Origin of the sequence: Confluentibacter citreus (assembly GCF_002807055.1) — a bacterium.
Lineage (GTDB): Bacteria > Bacteroidota > Bacteroidia > Flavobacteriales > Flavobacteriaceae > Confluentibacter > Confluentibacter citreus.
This window is the reverse complement of record NZ_NIXN01000006.1, coordinates 212491-229777: the sequence shown is the minus strand read 5'-3', so window position 1 is coordinate 229777 and position 17287 is coordinate 212491. Positions and strand designations below refer to the sequence as shown.

Below are 17287 nucleotides of genomic sequence, written 5' to 3'. Positions count from 1 at the left end.
ACAATTAGATTTTTAGAAATTTAGATAAGCATATATTCAATAAAAACAAAAAGTTCCAGATTATACTGGAACTTTTTTATGTCAAATCTAATTTGTCTAACAATCTAATCTTCTAAGTTGTCTTAAAGATGAATTACCTCATCATAAGCAGCTGCCACAGCTTCCATAACCGCTTCACTCATAGTAGGGTGCGGGTGAACTGTTTTTAAAACATCATGCCCTGTCGTTTCGAGCTTTCTACCCAATACAGCTTCAGCAATCATATCGGTAACGCCAGCACCTATCATATGGCAACCTAACCATTCACCATATTTAGCATCAAATATAACTTTTACAAAACCATCTTTATTTCCACTAGCACTTGCCTTACCAGATGCTGAGAATGGAAATTTACCGACTTTAATATCAAAGCCTTTATCTTTTGCTTGTTTTTCAGTTAAACCTACGCTTGCAATTTCGGGAGAACAATAGGTGCAACCAGGAATATTACCATAATCTAAAGCTTCAACATGCATACCTTTAATGTTTTCAACACATAAAATACCTTCAGCAGATGCCACGTGAGCTAATGCTTGCCCAGGAGTTACATCGCCAATGGCGTAATAACCAGGTATGTTTGTTTTATAGAATTTGTCAACAATAATTTTATCTCTATCAACCACAATCCCCACATCTTCCAAGCCAATGTTTTCAATATTGGTTTTTATACCTACGGCGGATAAAATAATATCCGCTTCAAGAATTTCTTCACCTTTACTAGTTTTTACAGTCGCTTTTACGCCATTTCCAGACGTATCGACTTTAGTAACTTCAGCAGAGGTCATAATTTTTATACCGCTTTTAGTGAATGACTTTTCTAATTGTTTAGAAATATCTTCATCTTCAACAGGAACAATGTTTGGTAAAAATTCTACGATGGTCACTTCCGTTCCCATGGAATTGTAGAAATAGGCAAACTCAACACCAATGGCACCAGAACCCACAACAATCATCTTTTTTGGTTGCGAAGTTAAACTCATGGCTTCTCTATAACCAATGACTTTTTTACCATCCTGTGGTAAACTGGGCAATTCACGGGAACGCGCACCAGTGGCTATAATAATATGGTCGGCACTATATTCCGTACCATCAACATCAACCTTTTTGCCCGGTTTTAATTTTCCGTAGCCTTCAATGACATCAATTTTATTTTTCTTCATTAAAAACTGCACACCTTTACTCATGCCATCTGCAACACCACGACTGCGTTTTACAACGGCACCAAAATCTTTATCATAATCTTTAACAGAAAGTCCGTAATCGCCAGCATGTTTTAAATATTCAAAAACCTGAGCCGATTTTAATAATGCTTTAGTAGGAATACAACCCCAATTTAAACATACACCACCAAGATTTTCTTTTTCTACAACAGCTGTTTTAAAACCCAACTGAGAAGCTCTAATAGCTGTTACATATCCACCCGGACCACTTCCAAGAACTATAATATCGTATTTATTCATTACTTAAATTTTAGGTTACGAATTTACAAAATCGAATTCTAATAAAGAATTTAGAACTCCATAAATTTACATCTTTATGCTACCTTTGTCTTGTAAGCATCAATATATGAACATACCAAGAACAAGTTACCCCAGAATAGTGATTATCGGAGGTGGCTTTGCTGGAATTTCCCTAGCAAAAAAATTATCAAAGCAAGAAGTTCAAGTTGTTTTATTGGATAAACATAATTACCATACATTTCAACCTTTATTATATCAAGTATCTACAGGCGGATTAGAACCTGATTCCATAGCTTACCCAATTAGAAAGATACTTAAGGATTTTCCGAACTTTTATTTTAGATTGGCACATGTTGATGAAATTGATACATTAAATAGCAGAGTTATTACTGATATTGGGGAACTTAAATTTGATTATTTAGTGATTGCTTCGGGTTCTAAAACCAATTATTTTGGCAATGAAACTATAAAAGCGAATAGTATGGCCATGAAAACCATACCGCAATCCCTTAATTTGAGAAGTTTAATTCTTGAAAATTTTGAGGAAGCTTTATTGACTTCAGATTTAAATGAACGTAATTCCTTAATGAATTTTGTCATTGTTGGAGGAGGACCAACGGGTGTTGAATTGGCTGGTGCCTTAGCTGAAATCAAAAAAGGCATTTTACCGAAAGATTACCCTGATTTAGATACGCGATTGGCTCAAATCCATATTGTTCAATCCAGTGATTGTATTTTAAAGGGCATGAGTGACAAGGCGTCCCAAAAAGCAGAAGATTTTTTAGAAAAATTGGGTGTTAATATTTGGAAGAATGTTAGAGTGACCAATTATGACGGAAAAACAGTAACTACAAATACAGACCTAGTGTTTGAAACAGCCACCTTAATTTGGGCTGCTGGCGTTATGGGAGCAACCATAAAAGGCTTGGATGCGGCTGAACTAGTTACACGTGGCAATAGATTATTGGTCAACGAATTCAACCAAGTTAAAGGGTTCAGTACTATTTTTGCAGTGGGCGATATTGCTTGCTTGGTCACTGAAGAATTTCCAGATGGCTTACCCATGATGGCACAACCAGCCATTCAGCAAGGCGAACAACTAGGCGATAATATGCTTAGATTGATAGAGGAAAAACCTATGAAGCCTTTTGTCTATAAAGATAAAGGCGCTATGGCAACCATTGGTAGAAACAAAGCAGTGGTGGATTTAAAACACTTTAAATTTCAAGGTATTTTTGCTTGGTATGTTTGGATGTATGTGCACTTGTTTTTTCTAATAGGTTTTAGAAACCGTATGGTTGTTTTTATTAATTGGGTATATAATTATATTAGGTTCGATAGAGAAGCTAGGTTGATTATTAGACCCTATAAGAAGAAATTGAAAAGGTGATATTTTATAAACTATTGTCCATCTTTTTCAAAATCAATACTCAATGAATTCACGCAATACCTAGTGCCAGTTTCTGTTGGGCCATCATTAAACACATGCCCTAAATGTCCTCCACAATTAGAACAAACAATTTCGGTTCTAAGCATGCCATGAGTTTTATCCAGAACATATTCAACAGTGCCTTTAATGGATTTATCAAAACTCGGCCAACCGCAATGCGCATCAAACTTACTATCGCTTTCAAATAATTTTTGATTGCAGGCAGCGCACGTATATATGCCCTTTTCAAAATGAAGATTGTATGTGCCAGTATGTGGTCTTTCAGTTCCTTTTTTTCTTAGGATTCTAAATTGCTCTTCCGAGAGTTCATTGCGCCACTCGTCTTCTGTTTTACTTATTTTGTATTTACTCATTTATTTGGAATAAATTTTAAAGCAACACCATTGATACAATGGCGTTTACCTGTTGTTTTTTTAGGGCCATCATTAAACACATGACCTAAATGGCCTCCACATGTTGCGCAGTGTTCTTCTCTTCCATAATAGTCTGAGCCGCTTGAAAAAGCCACGCTTCCTTTTATTTCTTGGTCAAAACTTGGCCATCCAGTACCGGAATCAAATTTATTTTCACTTTTAAATAAAGGTGTACTACAAGCTTTACACACATACATACCTTCTTTGTAGTTTGCGTTTAAAGGACTGGTAAAAGCTCTTTCGGTACCTTCCTCTCTAAGAACATGATACTCTAAAGCTGAAAGTTGTGATTTCCATTCTGCTTCCGTTTTAGTTACCTTATACGTTTTTGATTCTTTTTTAGTTTCTTTTTGTGCATTACCATTACAACTTATCAAGCCTATCATAGTAAACAATAATATTATTTTTTTCATAGTAATTTAATTCGTTTCATGTATGTCGATAATAGACGCGGAACATAACACATTAATTCAATTTAAATGTTTGAATTTTATAAAAAACAAAAGATTAAATATAACACAATAAGGAACGGTTTTTGTACTTTTAATAAAAATTTTTTATAAACATTCAAAACAATGAAACTTAAAAATACCCTTCTAGGATTTGTAGCTTTAGCTATAATTATTTCTTGTGCAACCAATCCGTTTACAGGAAAGTCAACATTAGCGTTGGTTCCTAATTCACAACTGTTCCCAACTGCATTTGCACAGTATGATCAGTTTTTAAATGAAAACAAAGTTATTAAAGGCACAAAACAGTCCGACATGATTTCTAGAGTGGGAGAGCGGATTAAATCTGCTACGGAGCGTTGGATGAATGCTAATGGACAGCAAGGGTATCTTAATGATTACAAGTGGGAATATAATTTGGTAGAAGATAAAACTGTGAATGCTTGGTGTATGCCTGGTGGAAAAATAGTTTTCTATACGGGAATTTTGCCTATTGCAGAAAATGAAACGGCTATAGCTGCCATTATGGGTCACGAGGTTGCACATGCATTGGCTAATCATGGACAGCAACGTATGAGTGCTGGTATGTTACAACAGTTAGGTGCTGTAGCAGGTAATGTTGCAATTAAAGATGAACAAACTAGAAATATGTTTAACCAAGCTTATGGTATTGGTTCTCAAGTAGGAGTGATGCTACCATTTAGTAGAAGTCATGAGTCTGAAGCGGACAAAATAGGTTTATATTTAATGGCTATAGCTGGTTATAGTCCAGATGAGGCCGCAGCATTATGGGTACGTATGAAAGCTAATAGTGGGGGTCAAGCACCGCCAGAATTTTTAAGTACACATCCATCAAACGACTCACGTATTGCAGAACTTAAAAAGTTAGCACCCTTGGCCAAAGAAGAAGCTAAAAAGTTTGGGGTGACAACATATAGGCCTTTAGGAAAATTCTAGTTATATAAAATATTTAATTACTTTAGAAGCTGCTTATTAACGGGCAGCTTTTTTATTATGGCAGTATTAGAAAAAGGAAGCAAAAAGCTACTAAATGCTTGGGCTTTTTATGATTGGGCAAATTCGGTTTATACGTTAACTATAGCGTCGTCCATATTCCCAATATTTTATTCAGCATTATTTTTAAACGAACTAAAAGTTGTTAGTGCTTTTGGATTTGAATTTAAAAGTACGGCACTGATAACTTTTGTAACTGCCTTTACTTTTTTAGTTGTTGCTTTTACATCACCGATATTGTCAGGAATTGCTGATTATGTTGGTAATAAGAAAAATTTCATGAAATTTTTCTGTTACATTGGAAGTGCTGGTTGCATTGGATTGTATTGGTTTGACATATCTTCGGATAAAATCCATTTAAGTCTATTGTTCTATTTTATGGGATTGATAGGCTATTGGGGTAGTTTGGTTTTTTATAATTCGTATTTGCCTGATATTGCTTTTGAAGACCAACAAGATAAAGTGAGTGCTAAAGGGTTTTCTTATGGTTATCTTGGGAGTGTTATTCTATTGATATTAAATCTCGGAATGGTGATGTTCCCTCAATATTTTGGATTTGATGTAAGCATACCTGAATCAATAAGTAAAACGGCAACAGATAAAGAAATTCAAGAAGCTTTGCTAAAAGCCAAGAATGCAGCTTCTTTTGAAGCTATGAAGGTTTCCTTTATCACAGTAGGGTTGTGGTGGGCACTATTTAGTCAGTATTCATTTTATTGGTTACCAAAAGGAACGTCCTCTGGGCACAAAGTTACTAAAGCAATTGTCTTTAATGGATTAAGGGAATTGAGATTGGTTTGGAAAGAATTGAAACAAAATTTAAGACTGAAACGTTATTTATATGCGTTTTTTGTATTCAGCATGGCCGTTCAAACCATTATGTTAGTAGCTGTTTATTTTGGTGAAGAAGAAATTGCTTGGGGAGGAGATGCAGAAAAAACAACAGGACTTATAGGGAGTATATTGATTATTCAATTGGTGGCAATAATTGGCGCCATTTTAACATCAAAGGCTTCGGCTACATTTGGAAATATAAAAACTTTGATTTTTGTTAATCTGATATGGATGTCGTTGTGCTTTTATGCTTATTTTATGGAAACGCCTCTTCAATTTTATATAGCGGCATCTATAGTAGGTTTGGTAATGGGAGGGATTCAAGCATTGGCACGATCAACATATTCGAAGTTTTTACCAGAAACAGAAGATACTACCTCGTATTTTAGTTTTTATGATGTTGCCGAAAAAATAGGCATTGTAATAGGAATGGTGATTTTTGCTACCATCGACCAAATTACGGGTAGCATGCGAAATGGTATTCTATTTTTATTTTTGTTCTTTTTAGCAGGAATCATTTTATTATTAAGAGTACCAGGTAAGAATCCTGAATTATAATACAATAAAAAAGACGTTAAATTAAACGTCTTTCTATAATTGTTTTGTTAACACATTCATTGCCAAAGGCAGTTTATATTATCAGTATACGTAAACTAGTGTTAGCAACAGCTATTTTATCTCATTTATAAACATTTCATATCCACTTTTATCCAAAACATCTTGAACATTTAATTCATAAATATCTCTCCAGCTATCCGCTCCATTTTTTTCAACATACTTTTCTATGATTCGAAAACCTAACCAATAGTTCAGACTTTTGGGTGCTTCTTTAAATAATTTTAATTTGTCATTTCTCAATAATGGATTATCACCACTTTCGTCTTCAAAGTATTGTCTTAATTCATTAAAAAGTCTTTTTTCATTTGCCTGATACCAATCCCAGTCGCTTTCGGTCATATTCTCAACGGCTTCATATTTTGAAATTTGTCCGTTAAAAAACACCCAGGCAAAATAACAAGCAAATCCTTCGTCGATAGTTTGTCTTAACGCAGATTTCTTTTTCGGGTCATTTTCCCGAAAAGGTTCGTATGCTAGGTGATTTAATTCGTGCGGCAAACCTTTCTCAATAATGTAATCTATCTCACTTTCTTTATAGTTTAATTCAATACAAAATTTGTCATTTTCGCAGCCACCAAATAAAATGCCTTCAATTGGCGTGAACAAAATACTTATTGTAGATTTTATTTTGTGAGGCACTAATTGATTGAATCTGGTGAGATTTTTTTGTAAAACTGAATCTAAATTCATGTTTAAAAGCATTTTTGCTCTTTGGTCGAAGAAAGATTTGTTTTCAGGATAAAGAGTTCTGTTCCATTTCACCATTCCTTGCGTAGTATTGAATTTATGACTGTTCTCCTCTCCGAAAATCATTCCGTAGCAGTCATCCCAAAGTTTTTGGTGAGGGCGGTAAACTTTTTCGATAATCATTGTACTATCATATTCTGTTCCTTGATGTGCTAAAATTTGACTTTTGAAAAGGTTTTTGATAGTTATTCCTTGTACATTAATACTGTCCGATAAATTTTTGATTTGTTCAATATATTCGGATTCAGGATTTGTATTTTCACTTTGTTTTGTAGTTTCTTTACAAGATGATAAACTTATGAAAAGTCCGAATATTAATATTTTCCCTCTCTTTTTCATATTTGTTGATATTATTTACTGCGAATACTTCCGGAGCCACTTACTTTGCTATCTTCTTTACTAGGATTCCCTGAATACACGATATCTCCAGAACCAGCAACTCTAGCTTTTAAACTTTCTAAACTTAACACTTTGGCATCTCCAGAGCCACTAATAGAAACGTCTGTATCATTTGATTTTAAATCAGCACCATGAAAATCACCAGAACCAGCCACTTTAGCAATCAGATTATTTGTAGTGCCTTTTAAGGTTAAATCACCAGAACCTGCCAAAGCCCCTTCAATTGTAGTTGTATTCACATTTAAAACAATATCACCAGAACCTGCAAGAGAAACATTTAAATTATCAGATGTGATGATATCCTCATTCCATAAATCACCAGAACCTGCAAGTGATATGGCGCTTACTTCCTTAAAAGGAATGGTTACTTTTATGGTTTTATTTTGGCTTGAACTGATGCTTGCATGATCTTTTACCTTGACAATTAAAGCGTTATTTTTTACTTCGGTAATAATGTATTCCAATAAATTTTCTTCACCTTCTATTTTGATTTGGCCTTCATTACCTTCAACTAAAATATAATCGAAAGACCCAGCGCATTTTATACTTTCATAATCCGAAGTTGTTCTGGTAATAGTAGTCATATTTCCATTCCCTTTTACTTTTTTCCCCAATTGTGCATAGGATGCCGAAATGAAAAAGATGCTTGCAATGATTAATACTGTTTGTTTTTTGATTGATGATTTCATGATTATAATTTTAAATGTTTATGATTTGATAAATTAATTTTTTATTAAAGAAACACTTCCGTATTCTGATGTTATTTTTATCATGTTTCCAGAGTTAGCATTTCCGTAAAAGCCACTATAATAATTGGTGGTTGATTCCATTCTTTTCTTAAGAAATTCAAGACCATCACTATTTCTTAAAGAAGCATATTCTAAATTAATGTCGAAACTAAAATGGTAATCTGGAGCATATCCTATATTAATTCCTGTATAATTGCTTCTTATTGAAACATTCCCAGCGTTTTCCATTAATCGACTTATTTTAATGGAGCCATAATCGGAGGCAATCTCAATATTCTTGTAAACATCGCCAATTATCACAGTTAAATAATCACCTTTACCAGTAACGTTATTTGCTTTGGAAACTTTGATATTTCCATAATCGGAAGTGTATTTAATGTTTTCTACTTCTTCAATTTTAGAATCCGTATAATCAGCATACAGTTCTATATTAACTGCTTTTGAAACAGTGAAACTACTATAATCGGCATGGATTTCAGCATTTTTTATATATTCAAAATAGCTGTTCTTAGTATAGTCAAACGACAATTTATTACTATCACCCAACAACTCTTTAGTTGTAATCTTTCCATAATCACAATTTATTTTGGAGTAGCCTTTAAGCTTATCTAAATTAATATTTCCATAGTCATTATTTAAATCTACATTGTTGGTTATAGGCATTTTTATAATGTAATCGATTTTCATATTTACATTATTATTTTTACCCCAATTAAACCATGATTTTGATTTATCGCTACTAAAATTTGTTTTGGCTGATACATAATTTGTTGATGCATTAAAATCAACGGTTATATCATTTAATCTATTAATTACTTTTTCTTCATCATTACCCGAAGTAGTAACAGTAACCTCTATAACAATTCTGTTTTCATCCCAAGTAATAACATTTAAATTTCCGTAGCTATTATCAATTTTTAAAGTTGCGTATGTGCCAACAGAAAATTCCTGTTTAATGGTTTTTTGTTTGGTGTGTTTGTCCGCTGGAATTTCAGAAGCTGAAATAAATAAGGGCAATAAAAATATAGCAAGTAATTTATATTGTAGAACTCGTTTCATTTGTTTTGTTTTTTAATTGTTTTACGTTATTAATCTGTTCTAAGGTGTTTTTTAATATATCTATTCTACTCTGAAAGTTAGATATCATGGCATAAATAACACGGTTATCGTTGCCACTAACATGTAAATCATAGGTCAATGATTCATAATCTTTTTCTAATTTCTTTATTCTGAAAAATGCATCTTTTATTATCAATTGAACTTCTGGATCGGATTCATTTTTAATTTTCTCCAATTCATGATTGATGGTATTTGTAAAAAAATCTTGTGTTTCAGCCATTTGTGGGGACACACTTGCCAAATCTCTAGATGAATCAGTTTGTTGTTTCATAGTGAAAAGCGATATTATTAATACAATAGAGGCGGCTATACCACTTAAACTATACCACAAACGACGCCTTTGTTTACGGCTTTCATTTAAGTGTAAACCACCTTTATTATTCAGCTTATTTAAAAACTTTTGCGTATGTTGACTATTTGGTATTTCAACATCAAAATCATTTTTTAAATCATCAAATAACTTATCTATATCATCCTTATGCATTTCCATTATTTACTGATGTTATTATTAATTTCCTTCTTAAACTATCTTTAGCTCTCGAAATTAATGTTCTGCAATTTGCATTGTTAATATTCATAATTTCACTTATTTCTTCGTAATCATACCCTTCAATGAGATGTAATGTTAAAGAAATTCTGTAGCTATCTTTTAATAATTTCATTGTATTTAATATTTCTTGAGCTTTCAAGTTTGTAAATTCATAATCTTCACTAAAACCATTATAATCGTCTTCAATTTTATATATCATACCATCCAAAAGAACTTCTTTAATCCTTATGTTTTTTTTATAATGATATATGCTATTATTTACAACAATCCGTTTTAACCAAGAACCAAACGTATTCACATCCATGAGGCTTTCTAACTTAGTAAATGCTAACAAAAAAGCGTCTTGCATAATATCTTCAGCCTCAAACGAATCTTTAACAATTCTTAAAGACGTATTATACATGGCTTTATAATATCTGTTATAAATTTCCAATTGCGCTGATTGGTTACCAGATTTACAAAGCTCTACAAGTTGTTCAATATTTAATTCAGTTGGCGTCAATAAATCAATTTGTTATAGTAAAGATTACATGAGGTTTTATTTGTTACAGTTTTATCAAAAAAAAAATTCCCACATCATGATAATGTGGGAATTAAATTTAAAAAAATGACATTTAAATATTAAGATTCAGCTGGTTTTTCAGCTTTTTCAACTTTGATTTTAAGTTCATCCTTTTCTTTATCTAAATCTATTAAAATCTTATCGCCATCTTGTAAATGTGAAGTGATAATTTCTTCAGCTAAAGCATCTTCAACATATTTTTGAATGGCACGTTTTAATGGTCTGGCGCCATATTGCTTATCAAAACCTTTTTCAGCAATATAATCTTTAGCACTTTCACTAAGTTCTAGAATATATCCTAAATCTTTAATTCTTAATAAAAGTTTGTTTAATTCAATATCAATAATTTTATCGATATCTTCTCTCTCTAAAGGATTAAACACAACCACATCATCAATTCTATTTAAAAACTCAGGAGCAAATGATTTTTTGAGGGCATTTTCAATGATACTTTTTGCATTGGCATCTTCTTGTTCTTTTTGCGAGGAAGTGCCAAAACCAATACCAGTACCAAAATCCTTAAGCTTTCTAGCGCCAATGTTGGAAGTCATTATGATAATAGTATTTCTAAAATCTATTTTTCTTCCTAAACTATCCGTTAAATAACCATCATCCAGCACTTGCAAAAGCATATTGAAAACATCTGGGTGGGCTTTTTCAATTTCATCTAAAAGAATAACAGCGTAAGGTTTACGTCTTACTTTTTCCGTTAATTGACCGCCTTCTTCATAACCAACATAACCAGGAGGCGCTCCAACCAATCTAGAAATGGCGAATTTCTCCATGTATTCACTCATATCAATTCTAACTAAGGAGTCTTCACTATCAAATAATTCCCTAGATAAAACTTTGGCTAACTGTGTTTTACCGACACCTGTTTGACCTAAAAATATAAATGAGCCAATAGGCTTGTTAGGGTCTTTTAAGCCCGCACGATTACGTTGAATCGCTTTTACCACTTTGGCAACTGCATCATCTTGACCAATTACTTTTCCTTTTATCAAATTTGGTAATTCCGCAAGTTTATTGATTTCGGTTTGCGCAATTCTATTTACAGGTATTCCGGTCATCATAGATACCACGTCCGCCACATTGTCTTCTGTAACGATTTCACGGTGCTGCTTGGTTTCCTCCTCCCATTTTTCTTGGGCTATAGCTAATTCCTTTTCAATCCGCTTTTCATCGTCACGAAGTTTGGCGGCCTCCTCATATTTTTGCTTTCTTACAACAGAATTCTTGGTTTCCTTAACCTCTTCAAGTTGTTTTTCCAACTCAAGGATTTGTTTTGGAACTTCAATGTTTATTATGTGTACCCGTGAACCCGCTTCATCCAAAGCGTCAATAGCTTTGTCTGGTAAAAAACGTTCAGTCATATAACGATTTGTAAGTTTCACACAAGCCTCGATGGCTTCTGGTGTATAGTCTACGTTATGATGATCTTCATATTTGCTTTTAATGTTGTTAAGGATTTCAATGGTTTCTTCAACCGTTGTAGGTTCTACGATAACTTTCTGAAAACGACGTTCCAAAGCGCCATCTTTTTCAATATACTGCCTGTACTCATCAAGTGTTGTAGCACCAATACATTGAATTTCGCCCCTTGCCAATGCCGGTTTAAACATATTGGAGGCATCTAAACTTCCTGTCGCACCGCCAGCGCCCACAATAGTATGGATTTCATCAATAAAGAGGATAACATCGTCATTCTTTTCAAGCTCATTCATAACAGCTTTCATGCGCTCTTCAAACTGTCCGCGGTATTTTGTTCCTGCGACTAAACTTGCTAAATCGAGGGTTACCACACGTTTATTGAAAAGAATACGGGACACTTTACGTTTTACAATTCTTAAAGCAAGTCCTTCAGCAATAGCCGATTTACCTACCCCAGGCTCACCAATAAGTAGAGGATTGTTCTTTTTTCGTCTACTTAATATTTGGGAAACCCGCTCAATCTCTTTTTCCCTACCCACCACAGGATCTAATTTACCTTCTTCGGCTTGAGCCGTTAAATCACGTCCAAAATTATCTAATACTGGTGTTTTGGATTTTTTATTTGTTTTTCCGGCAGGGGAATTAAATAAACTATCTTTTGTAGCGTCATCATCATTATGTGAATCGTCATCTTGAAAAGATTCCGATTTTGGTTCTATAAAGTTATTGTCATTTGTAATCATGGACTTGAATTGTTCTTTAACATTATCATAATCAACTTTAAGCTTATTTAAAAGCTTGGTCGTTGGGTCGTTTTCATTTCTTAAAATACACAAAAGCAGGTGTGCTGTATTTATTGAAGTGCTTTGAAAAAGCTTAGCCTCTAAAAAGGTCGTTTTTAAAGCGCGTTCTGCTTGCCTAGTAAGATGTAAATTCTTTTTTTGATTAGAAGATACGGATATAGCTGGGTTAGCAGGGCTCAGTATTTCTACTTTACGTCTTAAATGATTCAAGTCTATATCAAGGGCATTTAATATATTAATGGCTTTACCATTACCGTCTCGTAATAATCCAAGCATTAAATGTTCAGTTCCAATAAAATCATGGCCTAAACGAAGTGCTTCTTCTTTGCTATAAGCTATTACGTCTTTTACTCTTGGGGAAAAATTATCATCCATAAATACCTTCTTTCTGCAATAAAAATACTAAAACATTTTGCTATGGGCAAAAACTATGCCTTAATAATGACTGTAAGTTGCTAATTGACGAAAAAAAGTTTATAAAATCAAAATTTTTAACAGCATACTTATCAACGAAAAACATGTGGTTGATTGTTAATAAAAACTACGAAAAAGTAGGGTAAAAACGCCTCATTTAACTATTGAAATGTGTATATTAGCACGTTTTGAAATACTCATAAAAACTTAATTAAATATCTATGGCAGAAGGAGAGAAATTGATCCCTATTAACATTGAAGATGAAATGAAATCGGCTTACATTGATTACTCAATGTCGGTCATTGTGTCACGTGCGTTACCAGATGTAAGGGATGGTTTAAAACCTGTTCACAGACGTGTGCTTTTTGGTATGCACGAACTGGGAGTTAGATCGAATACAGCACATAAGAAGTCAGCAAGAATAGTTGGTGAAGTTTTAGGTAAATACCATCCACACGGTGATACTTCTGTGTACGATGCTATGGTGCGAATGGCTCAAGAATGGAGCTTGCGTTATATGTTAGTAGATGGTCAAGGGAATTTTGGTTCCATAGATGGAGATAGCCCGGCGGCTATGCGTTATACAGAAGCACGTATGCGAAAAATATCTGAGGATATGCTGGCAGATATCGAAAAAGAAACGGTAGATCATAAGTTGAATTTTGATGATACGTTGCATGAGCCAACTGTATTGCCAACACGTATCCCCGGACTTTTGGTTAATGGGGCCTCTGGTATTGCAGTAGGTATGGCTACAAACATGCCACCTCACAATATAACAGAAGTCGTTAATGGCATCATTGCTTATATTGAAAATGCAGATATAGAAATAGACGAGTTAATTAAACACGTTAAAGCGCCTGATTTCCCAACGGGAGGAACCATTTATGGTTATGATGGAGTTAAGGAAGCATTTCATACCGGTCGTGGCAAAATTGTGGTACGTGGTAAAGCCATCATTGAAGAGGTTCAAGGGCGTGAGTGTATTATTGTCACCGAAATTCCTTATCAAATCAATAAAGCAGAAATGATTAAAAAAACTGCTGATTTGGTAAATGAAAAAAAGTTGGAAGGTATTGCTACCATTCGTGATGAATCAGATAGAAATGGAATGCGTATTGTGTATGTTTTAAAGCGTGATGCTATACCAAACATCGTTTTAAATAAATTGTATAAATACACAGCGTTGCAATCCTCTTTCAGCGTCAATAATATTGCGCTTGTAAATGGACGTCCACAGTTGTTAAACTTAAAAGAACTCATCCATTATTTTGTTGAGCATAGACATGAAGTTGTTGTAAGGCGAACCACCTATGAATTGCGTAAAGCAGAGGAGCGTGCTCACATTTTAGAGGGTTTAATTATTGCTTCTGATAATATAGATGAAGTTATTGCTATTATAAGAGCCTCTTCAAATGCTGATGAAGCACGTGAAAACTTAATAAAACGTTTCGAACTTTCAGATATACAGGCCAAAGCCATTGTTGAAATGCGTTTGCGTCAACTTACAGGTTTAGAACAAGACAAATTACGTTCGGAGTATGAAGACATCATGAAACTCATCATCGACTTAAAAGATATCTTGGATAAAAAAGAGCGTCGTATGCAGATTATTAAAGACGAACTGGCGGTTGTAAAGGAAAAATATGGAGATGAACGTCGTTCAACAATTGAATATGCTGGTGGCGATTTAAGTATTGAAGATATGATTGCCGATGAAAAAGTGGTTATTACCATTTCCCATGCAGGTTATATCAAGCGTACTTCTTTATCAGAATACAAAACGCAAAATAGAGGAGGGGTTGGTCAAAAAGCATCCACTACTAGAAATGAGGATTTCTTAGAACATTTATTTGTTGGCACAAACCATCAGTATATGTTATTCTTTACCCAAAAAGGTAAATGTTTTTGGATGCGCGTTTATGAAATTCCTGAAGGCAGTAAAACCTCAAAAGGTAGAGCGATTCAAAATTTAATTAATATTGAACAGGATGATGCCGTAAAAGCATTCATTTGTACACAAGACCTTAAGGACGAAGCCTATATCAACAGCCATTATGTTATTATGGCAACCAAACAGGGTCAAGTGAAAAAGACCTTATTGGAGCAATATTCAAGACCTAGAACGAATGGTATCAATGCCATAACCATTAAAGAAGACGATATTTTACTTGAGGCTAGATTAACAACAGGCAATAGCCAAGTCATGTTAGCACTTAAATCTGGTAAAGCTGTTAGGTTTGAAGAAGCCAAAACAAGACCTATGGGCAGAAGTGCTTCAGGTGTAAGGGGAATTACCCTTGCTAACGACCAAGATGAAGTAATTGGAATGATTACTATTGAAAACCCGCAAGAGGAATCGGTATTGGTTGTTTCAGAAAACGGATATGGAAAACGTACCTACATTGACGATCCTGAAGATGGAGAACCTGTTTATAGAATAACAAATAGAGGAGGAAAAGGCGTAAAAACCATTTCAATTACAGAAAAAACAGGTAACTTAGTGGCTATAAAAAGTGTTACTGATAGTGATGATTTAATGATTATCAATAAATCTGGTATTGCCATTCGTTTGGCTGTTCAGGATTTAAGATTAATGGGTAGAGCAACTCAAGGGGTTAAACTTATAAACTTAAAGAATAATGACTCTATAGCTGCCGTAGCTAAAGTGATGCATGATGAAGATAGTGTAGATGAAACCCCCGTAGATACTGATAGCACAGATGGTGGCACAACTATTGATAATAATATCGAAGAAAATAATATTGACAATTAAGAACCTAATATTTATTAAAAATGAAAAAACAGATTATCATAGCTTTAGCAATTTCAATTAGTGCATTTTCATTTGCACAAAAAAAAGAATTGAAAGCTGTAGAAAAAGCTATTAAAGGAAACAATTATGCTGAAGCTAAGTCGGCATTAAAGCAAGCAGAAAGTTTAATGTCTGCTATGGATGCAAAAACTAAAGCTGAATACTATTACCTAAACGCTCAAGCCTTGTACGCAGGTGGAGCAGGATCAATGGTTGATATCGATGCCGCTATTGAAAGTTTAGGAAAAGTTGAAGGTGCTTATGTTGCTGAAAGTAACGAATTAAAACAAACTATGGTTAATTCAATATTAACTAAAGGAAATGATTTATATGAGAAACAGGATTTTTCAACCTCATCCAAATATTTTGAAAAAGCATATAGATTAAGTGAAAAAGACACGACATTCTTATATTATGCAGCTGTTACAGCGGTGAACGTGCAAGAGTATGATAGAGCTTTGACTTTGTATGAAGAACTTAAAAATTTAGGATATACGGGTGTGGAAAAGCAATTTTATGCAACAAATAAAGAATCGGGAGAAGAAGATATTTTAGATAAAGCCGCTAGAGACCTATATGTAAGATCTGGAACACATATAAATCCAGGTGAACGTATGACAGAATCAAAAAAGCCAGAGATTGTTAAAAATGTTGCGCTTATTTATGTAACAAAAGGAGACAATGAAAAAGCCATTTCAGCGATCAAAGACGCTAAAGCAGAAAGCCCTGATGATATTAATTTAATTTTAGCAGAAGCTAATATCTATTTTAAAATGGGTAAAAATGAAGAGTTTAAAAAACTTTTAGAACAAGCCACACAAATGGATCCAAATAATGCTGAACTTCAATATAATTTAGGGGTTTTATCTGGTGAAGCTGGAGATGTAGTATCAGCAAAAAAGTATTATGATAAAGCGATCCAATTAAATCCTAGCTATGTTAATGCATATATAAATATGGCCGCTGTGGTGTTAGAGAAAGAAAAGAGTATAATTGAGGAAATGAATAATTTGGGAACATCTAGTGCAGACAATAAAAAATATGATGAATTAGTAGAAGTACGGAAAAATGTTTACAAAGAAGCCACACCTTATCTAGAAAAAGCTTTGGCACTGGATTCTAAAAATATTAGTGCTGCTTCAACCTTGATGAATATATATAGCATATTAGGTGAAACTGCTAAATCTAAAGAGATGAAAGATAAAATAGACTCTATAAATACAGAAAACTAATTACTTTAAAAATCTAAATAAGGCTTATAATCAATTGATTATGAGCCTTTATTTTTTTAGGAAATAAAAATAAATCTATAAACATCTATATTTTTAAGTTATTCGTATATAATGAAAATGGAAGTGGTAGGTATACAAACTTCTAAATCAAAAAAATAACAGACTAAAATAAAAGTAAACACGAACAA

The 17287-nt window shown here is 33.6% G+C and carries 14 protein-coding genes; 5 read left to right on the top strand and 9 right to left on the bottom strand.

Features of this window, described 5'->3' with window-relative positions; all coding sequences use genetic code 11:
* Positions 1 to 122 precede the first annotated feature (122 nt).
* The gene (lpdA, locus tag CDH49_RS12615) at positions 123 to 1499 is read right to left on the bottom strand and encodes a dihydrolipoyl dehydrogenase (protein WP_100615887.1); all 1377 of its coding nucleotides are present in this window, start codon (positions 1497 to 1499) and stop codon (positions 123 to 125) included.
* Between the two features lie 106 nt (positions 1500 to 1605).
* Here lpdA and CDH49_RS12610 point away from each other — a divergent pair, with 106 nt between their 5' ends.
* Complete coding sequence (locus tag CDH49_RS12610) at positions 1606 to 2889, top strand: NAD(P)/FAD-dependent oxidoreductase (protein ID WP_100615886.1); 1284 nt, start codon at positions 1606 to 1608, stop codon at positions 2887 to 2889.
* Positions 2890 to 2900: 11 nt separating this feature from the next.
* Here CDH49_RS12610 and msrB (CDH49_RS12605) read toward each other — a convergent pair whose 3' ends face one another.
* Both msrB (CDH49_RS12605) and msrB (CDH49_RS12600) read right to left on the bottom strand, forming a co-directional pair.
* Entirely contained in the window at positions 2901 to 3302 is a 402-nt protein-coding gene (gene msrB / locus CDH49_RS12605) for a peptide-methionine (R)-S-oxide reductase MsrB (protein WP_100615885.1), read from the bottom strand.
* Positions 3299 to 3775 carry a peptide-methionine (R)-S-oxide reductase MsrB gene (gene msrB / locus CDH49_RS12600; protein WP_100615884.1) on the bottom strand — a complete coding sequence of 159 codons (477 nt, stop codon included), beginning with the start codon at positions 3773 to 3775 and terminating at the stop codon, positions 3299 to 3301. The genes msrB (CDH49_RS12605) and msrB (CDH49_RS12600) overlap by 4 nt, the downstream gene beginning before the upstream one ends.
* A gap of 162 nt (positions 3776 to 3937) precedes the next feature.
* Between msrB (CDH49_RS12600) and CDH49_RS12595 the strand changes: the two genes are divergently transcribed.
* The gene (locus tag CDH49_RS12595; RefSeq protein ID WP_100615883.1) at positions 3938 to 4768 is read left to right on the top strand and encodes a M48 family metallopeptidase; all 831 of its coding nucleotides are present in this window, start codon (positions 3938 to 3940) and stop codon (positions 4766 to 4768) included.
* A gap of 57 nt (positions 4769 to 4825) precedes the next feature.
* Positions 4826 to 6217: an MFS transporter gene (locus CDH49_RS12590; protein ID WP_100615882.1), complete on the top strand. Its 1392-nt coding sequence runs from the start codon at positions 4826 to 4828 to the stop codon at positions 6215 to 6217.
* 111 nt (positions 6218 to 6328) lie between these two features.
* Here CDH49_RS12590 and CDH49_RS12585 read toward each other — a convergent pair whose 3' ends face one another.
* From CDH49_RS12585 to CDH49_RS12560, 6 genes are all read right to left on the bottom strand, one after another.
* Entirely contained in the window at positions 6329 to 7363 is a 1035-nt protein-coding gene (locus CDH49_RS12585; RefSeq protein WP_204524825.1) for a DUF2268 domain-containing putative Zn-dependent protease, read from the bottom strand.
* An 11-nt stretch (positions 7364 to 7374) separates the two neighbouring features.
* On the bottom strand, positions 7375 to 8112 hold the full coding sequence (locus CDH49_RS12580; protein WP_100615881.1) for a head GIN domain-containing protein: 738 nt from the start codon (positions 8110 to 8112) through the stop codon (positions 7375 to 7377).
* Between the two features lie 33 nt (positions 8113 to 8145).
* Positions 8146 to 9231, bottom strand: a complete 1086-nt coding sequence (locus CDH49_RS12575; protein WP_100615880.1) for a hypothetical protein — start codon at positions 9229 to 9231, stop codon at positions 8146 to 8148.
* Complete coding sequence (locus CDH49_RS12570) at positions 9209 to 9781, bottom strand: hypothetical protein (RefSeq protein WP_239970656.1); 573 nt, start codon at positions 9779 to 9781, stop codon at positions 9209 to 9211. Before CDH49_RS12570 ends, CDH49_RS12575 begins: the two co-directional genes overlap by 23 nt.
* Positions 9768 to 10343 carry an RNA polymerase sigma factor gene (locus CDH49_RS12565; RefSeq protein ID WP_100615879.1) on the bottom strand — a complete coding sequence of 192 codons (576 nt, stop codon included), beginning with the start codon at positions 10341 to 10343 and terminating at the stop codon, positions 9768 to 9770. The genes CDH49_RS12570 and CDH49_RS12565 overlap by 14 nt, the downstream gene beginning before the upstream one ends.
* A gap of 119 nt (positions 10344 to 10462) precedes the next feature.
* A complete protein-coding gene (locus CDH49_RS12560) occupies positions 10463 to 13012 on the bottom strand; it encodes an ATP-dependent Clp protease ATP-binding subunit (RefSeq protein WP_100615878.1) in 2550 nt (849 codons plus the stop codon).
* 260 nt (positions 13013 to 13272) lie between these two features.
* On the opposite strand from CDH49_RS12560, the gene gyrA reads away from it, so the two are divergent.
* The gene (gyrA, locus tag CDH49_RS12555; protein ID WP_100615877.1) at positions 13273 to 15828 is read left to right on the top strand and encodes a DNA gyrase subunit A; all 2556 of its coding nucleotides are present in this window, start codon (positions 13273 to 13275) and stop codon (positions 15826 to 15828) included.
* A 20-nt stretch (positions 15829 to 15848) separates the two neighbouring features.
* On the top strand, positions 15849 to 17099 hold the full coding sequence (locus CDH49_RS12550) for a tetratricopeptide repeat protein (protein WP_100615876.1): 1251 nt from the start codon (positions 15849 to 15851) through the stop codon (positions 17097 to 17099).
* Positions 17100 to 17287: the final 188 nt, after the last annotated feature.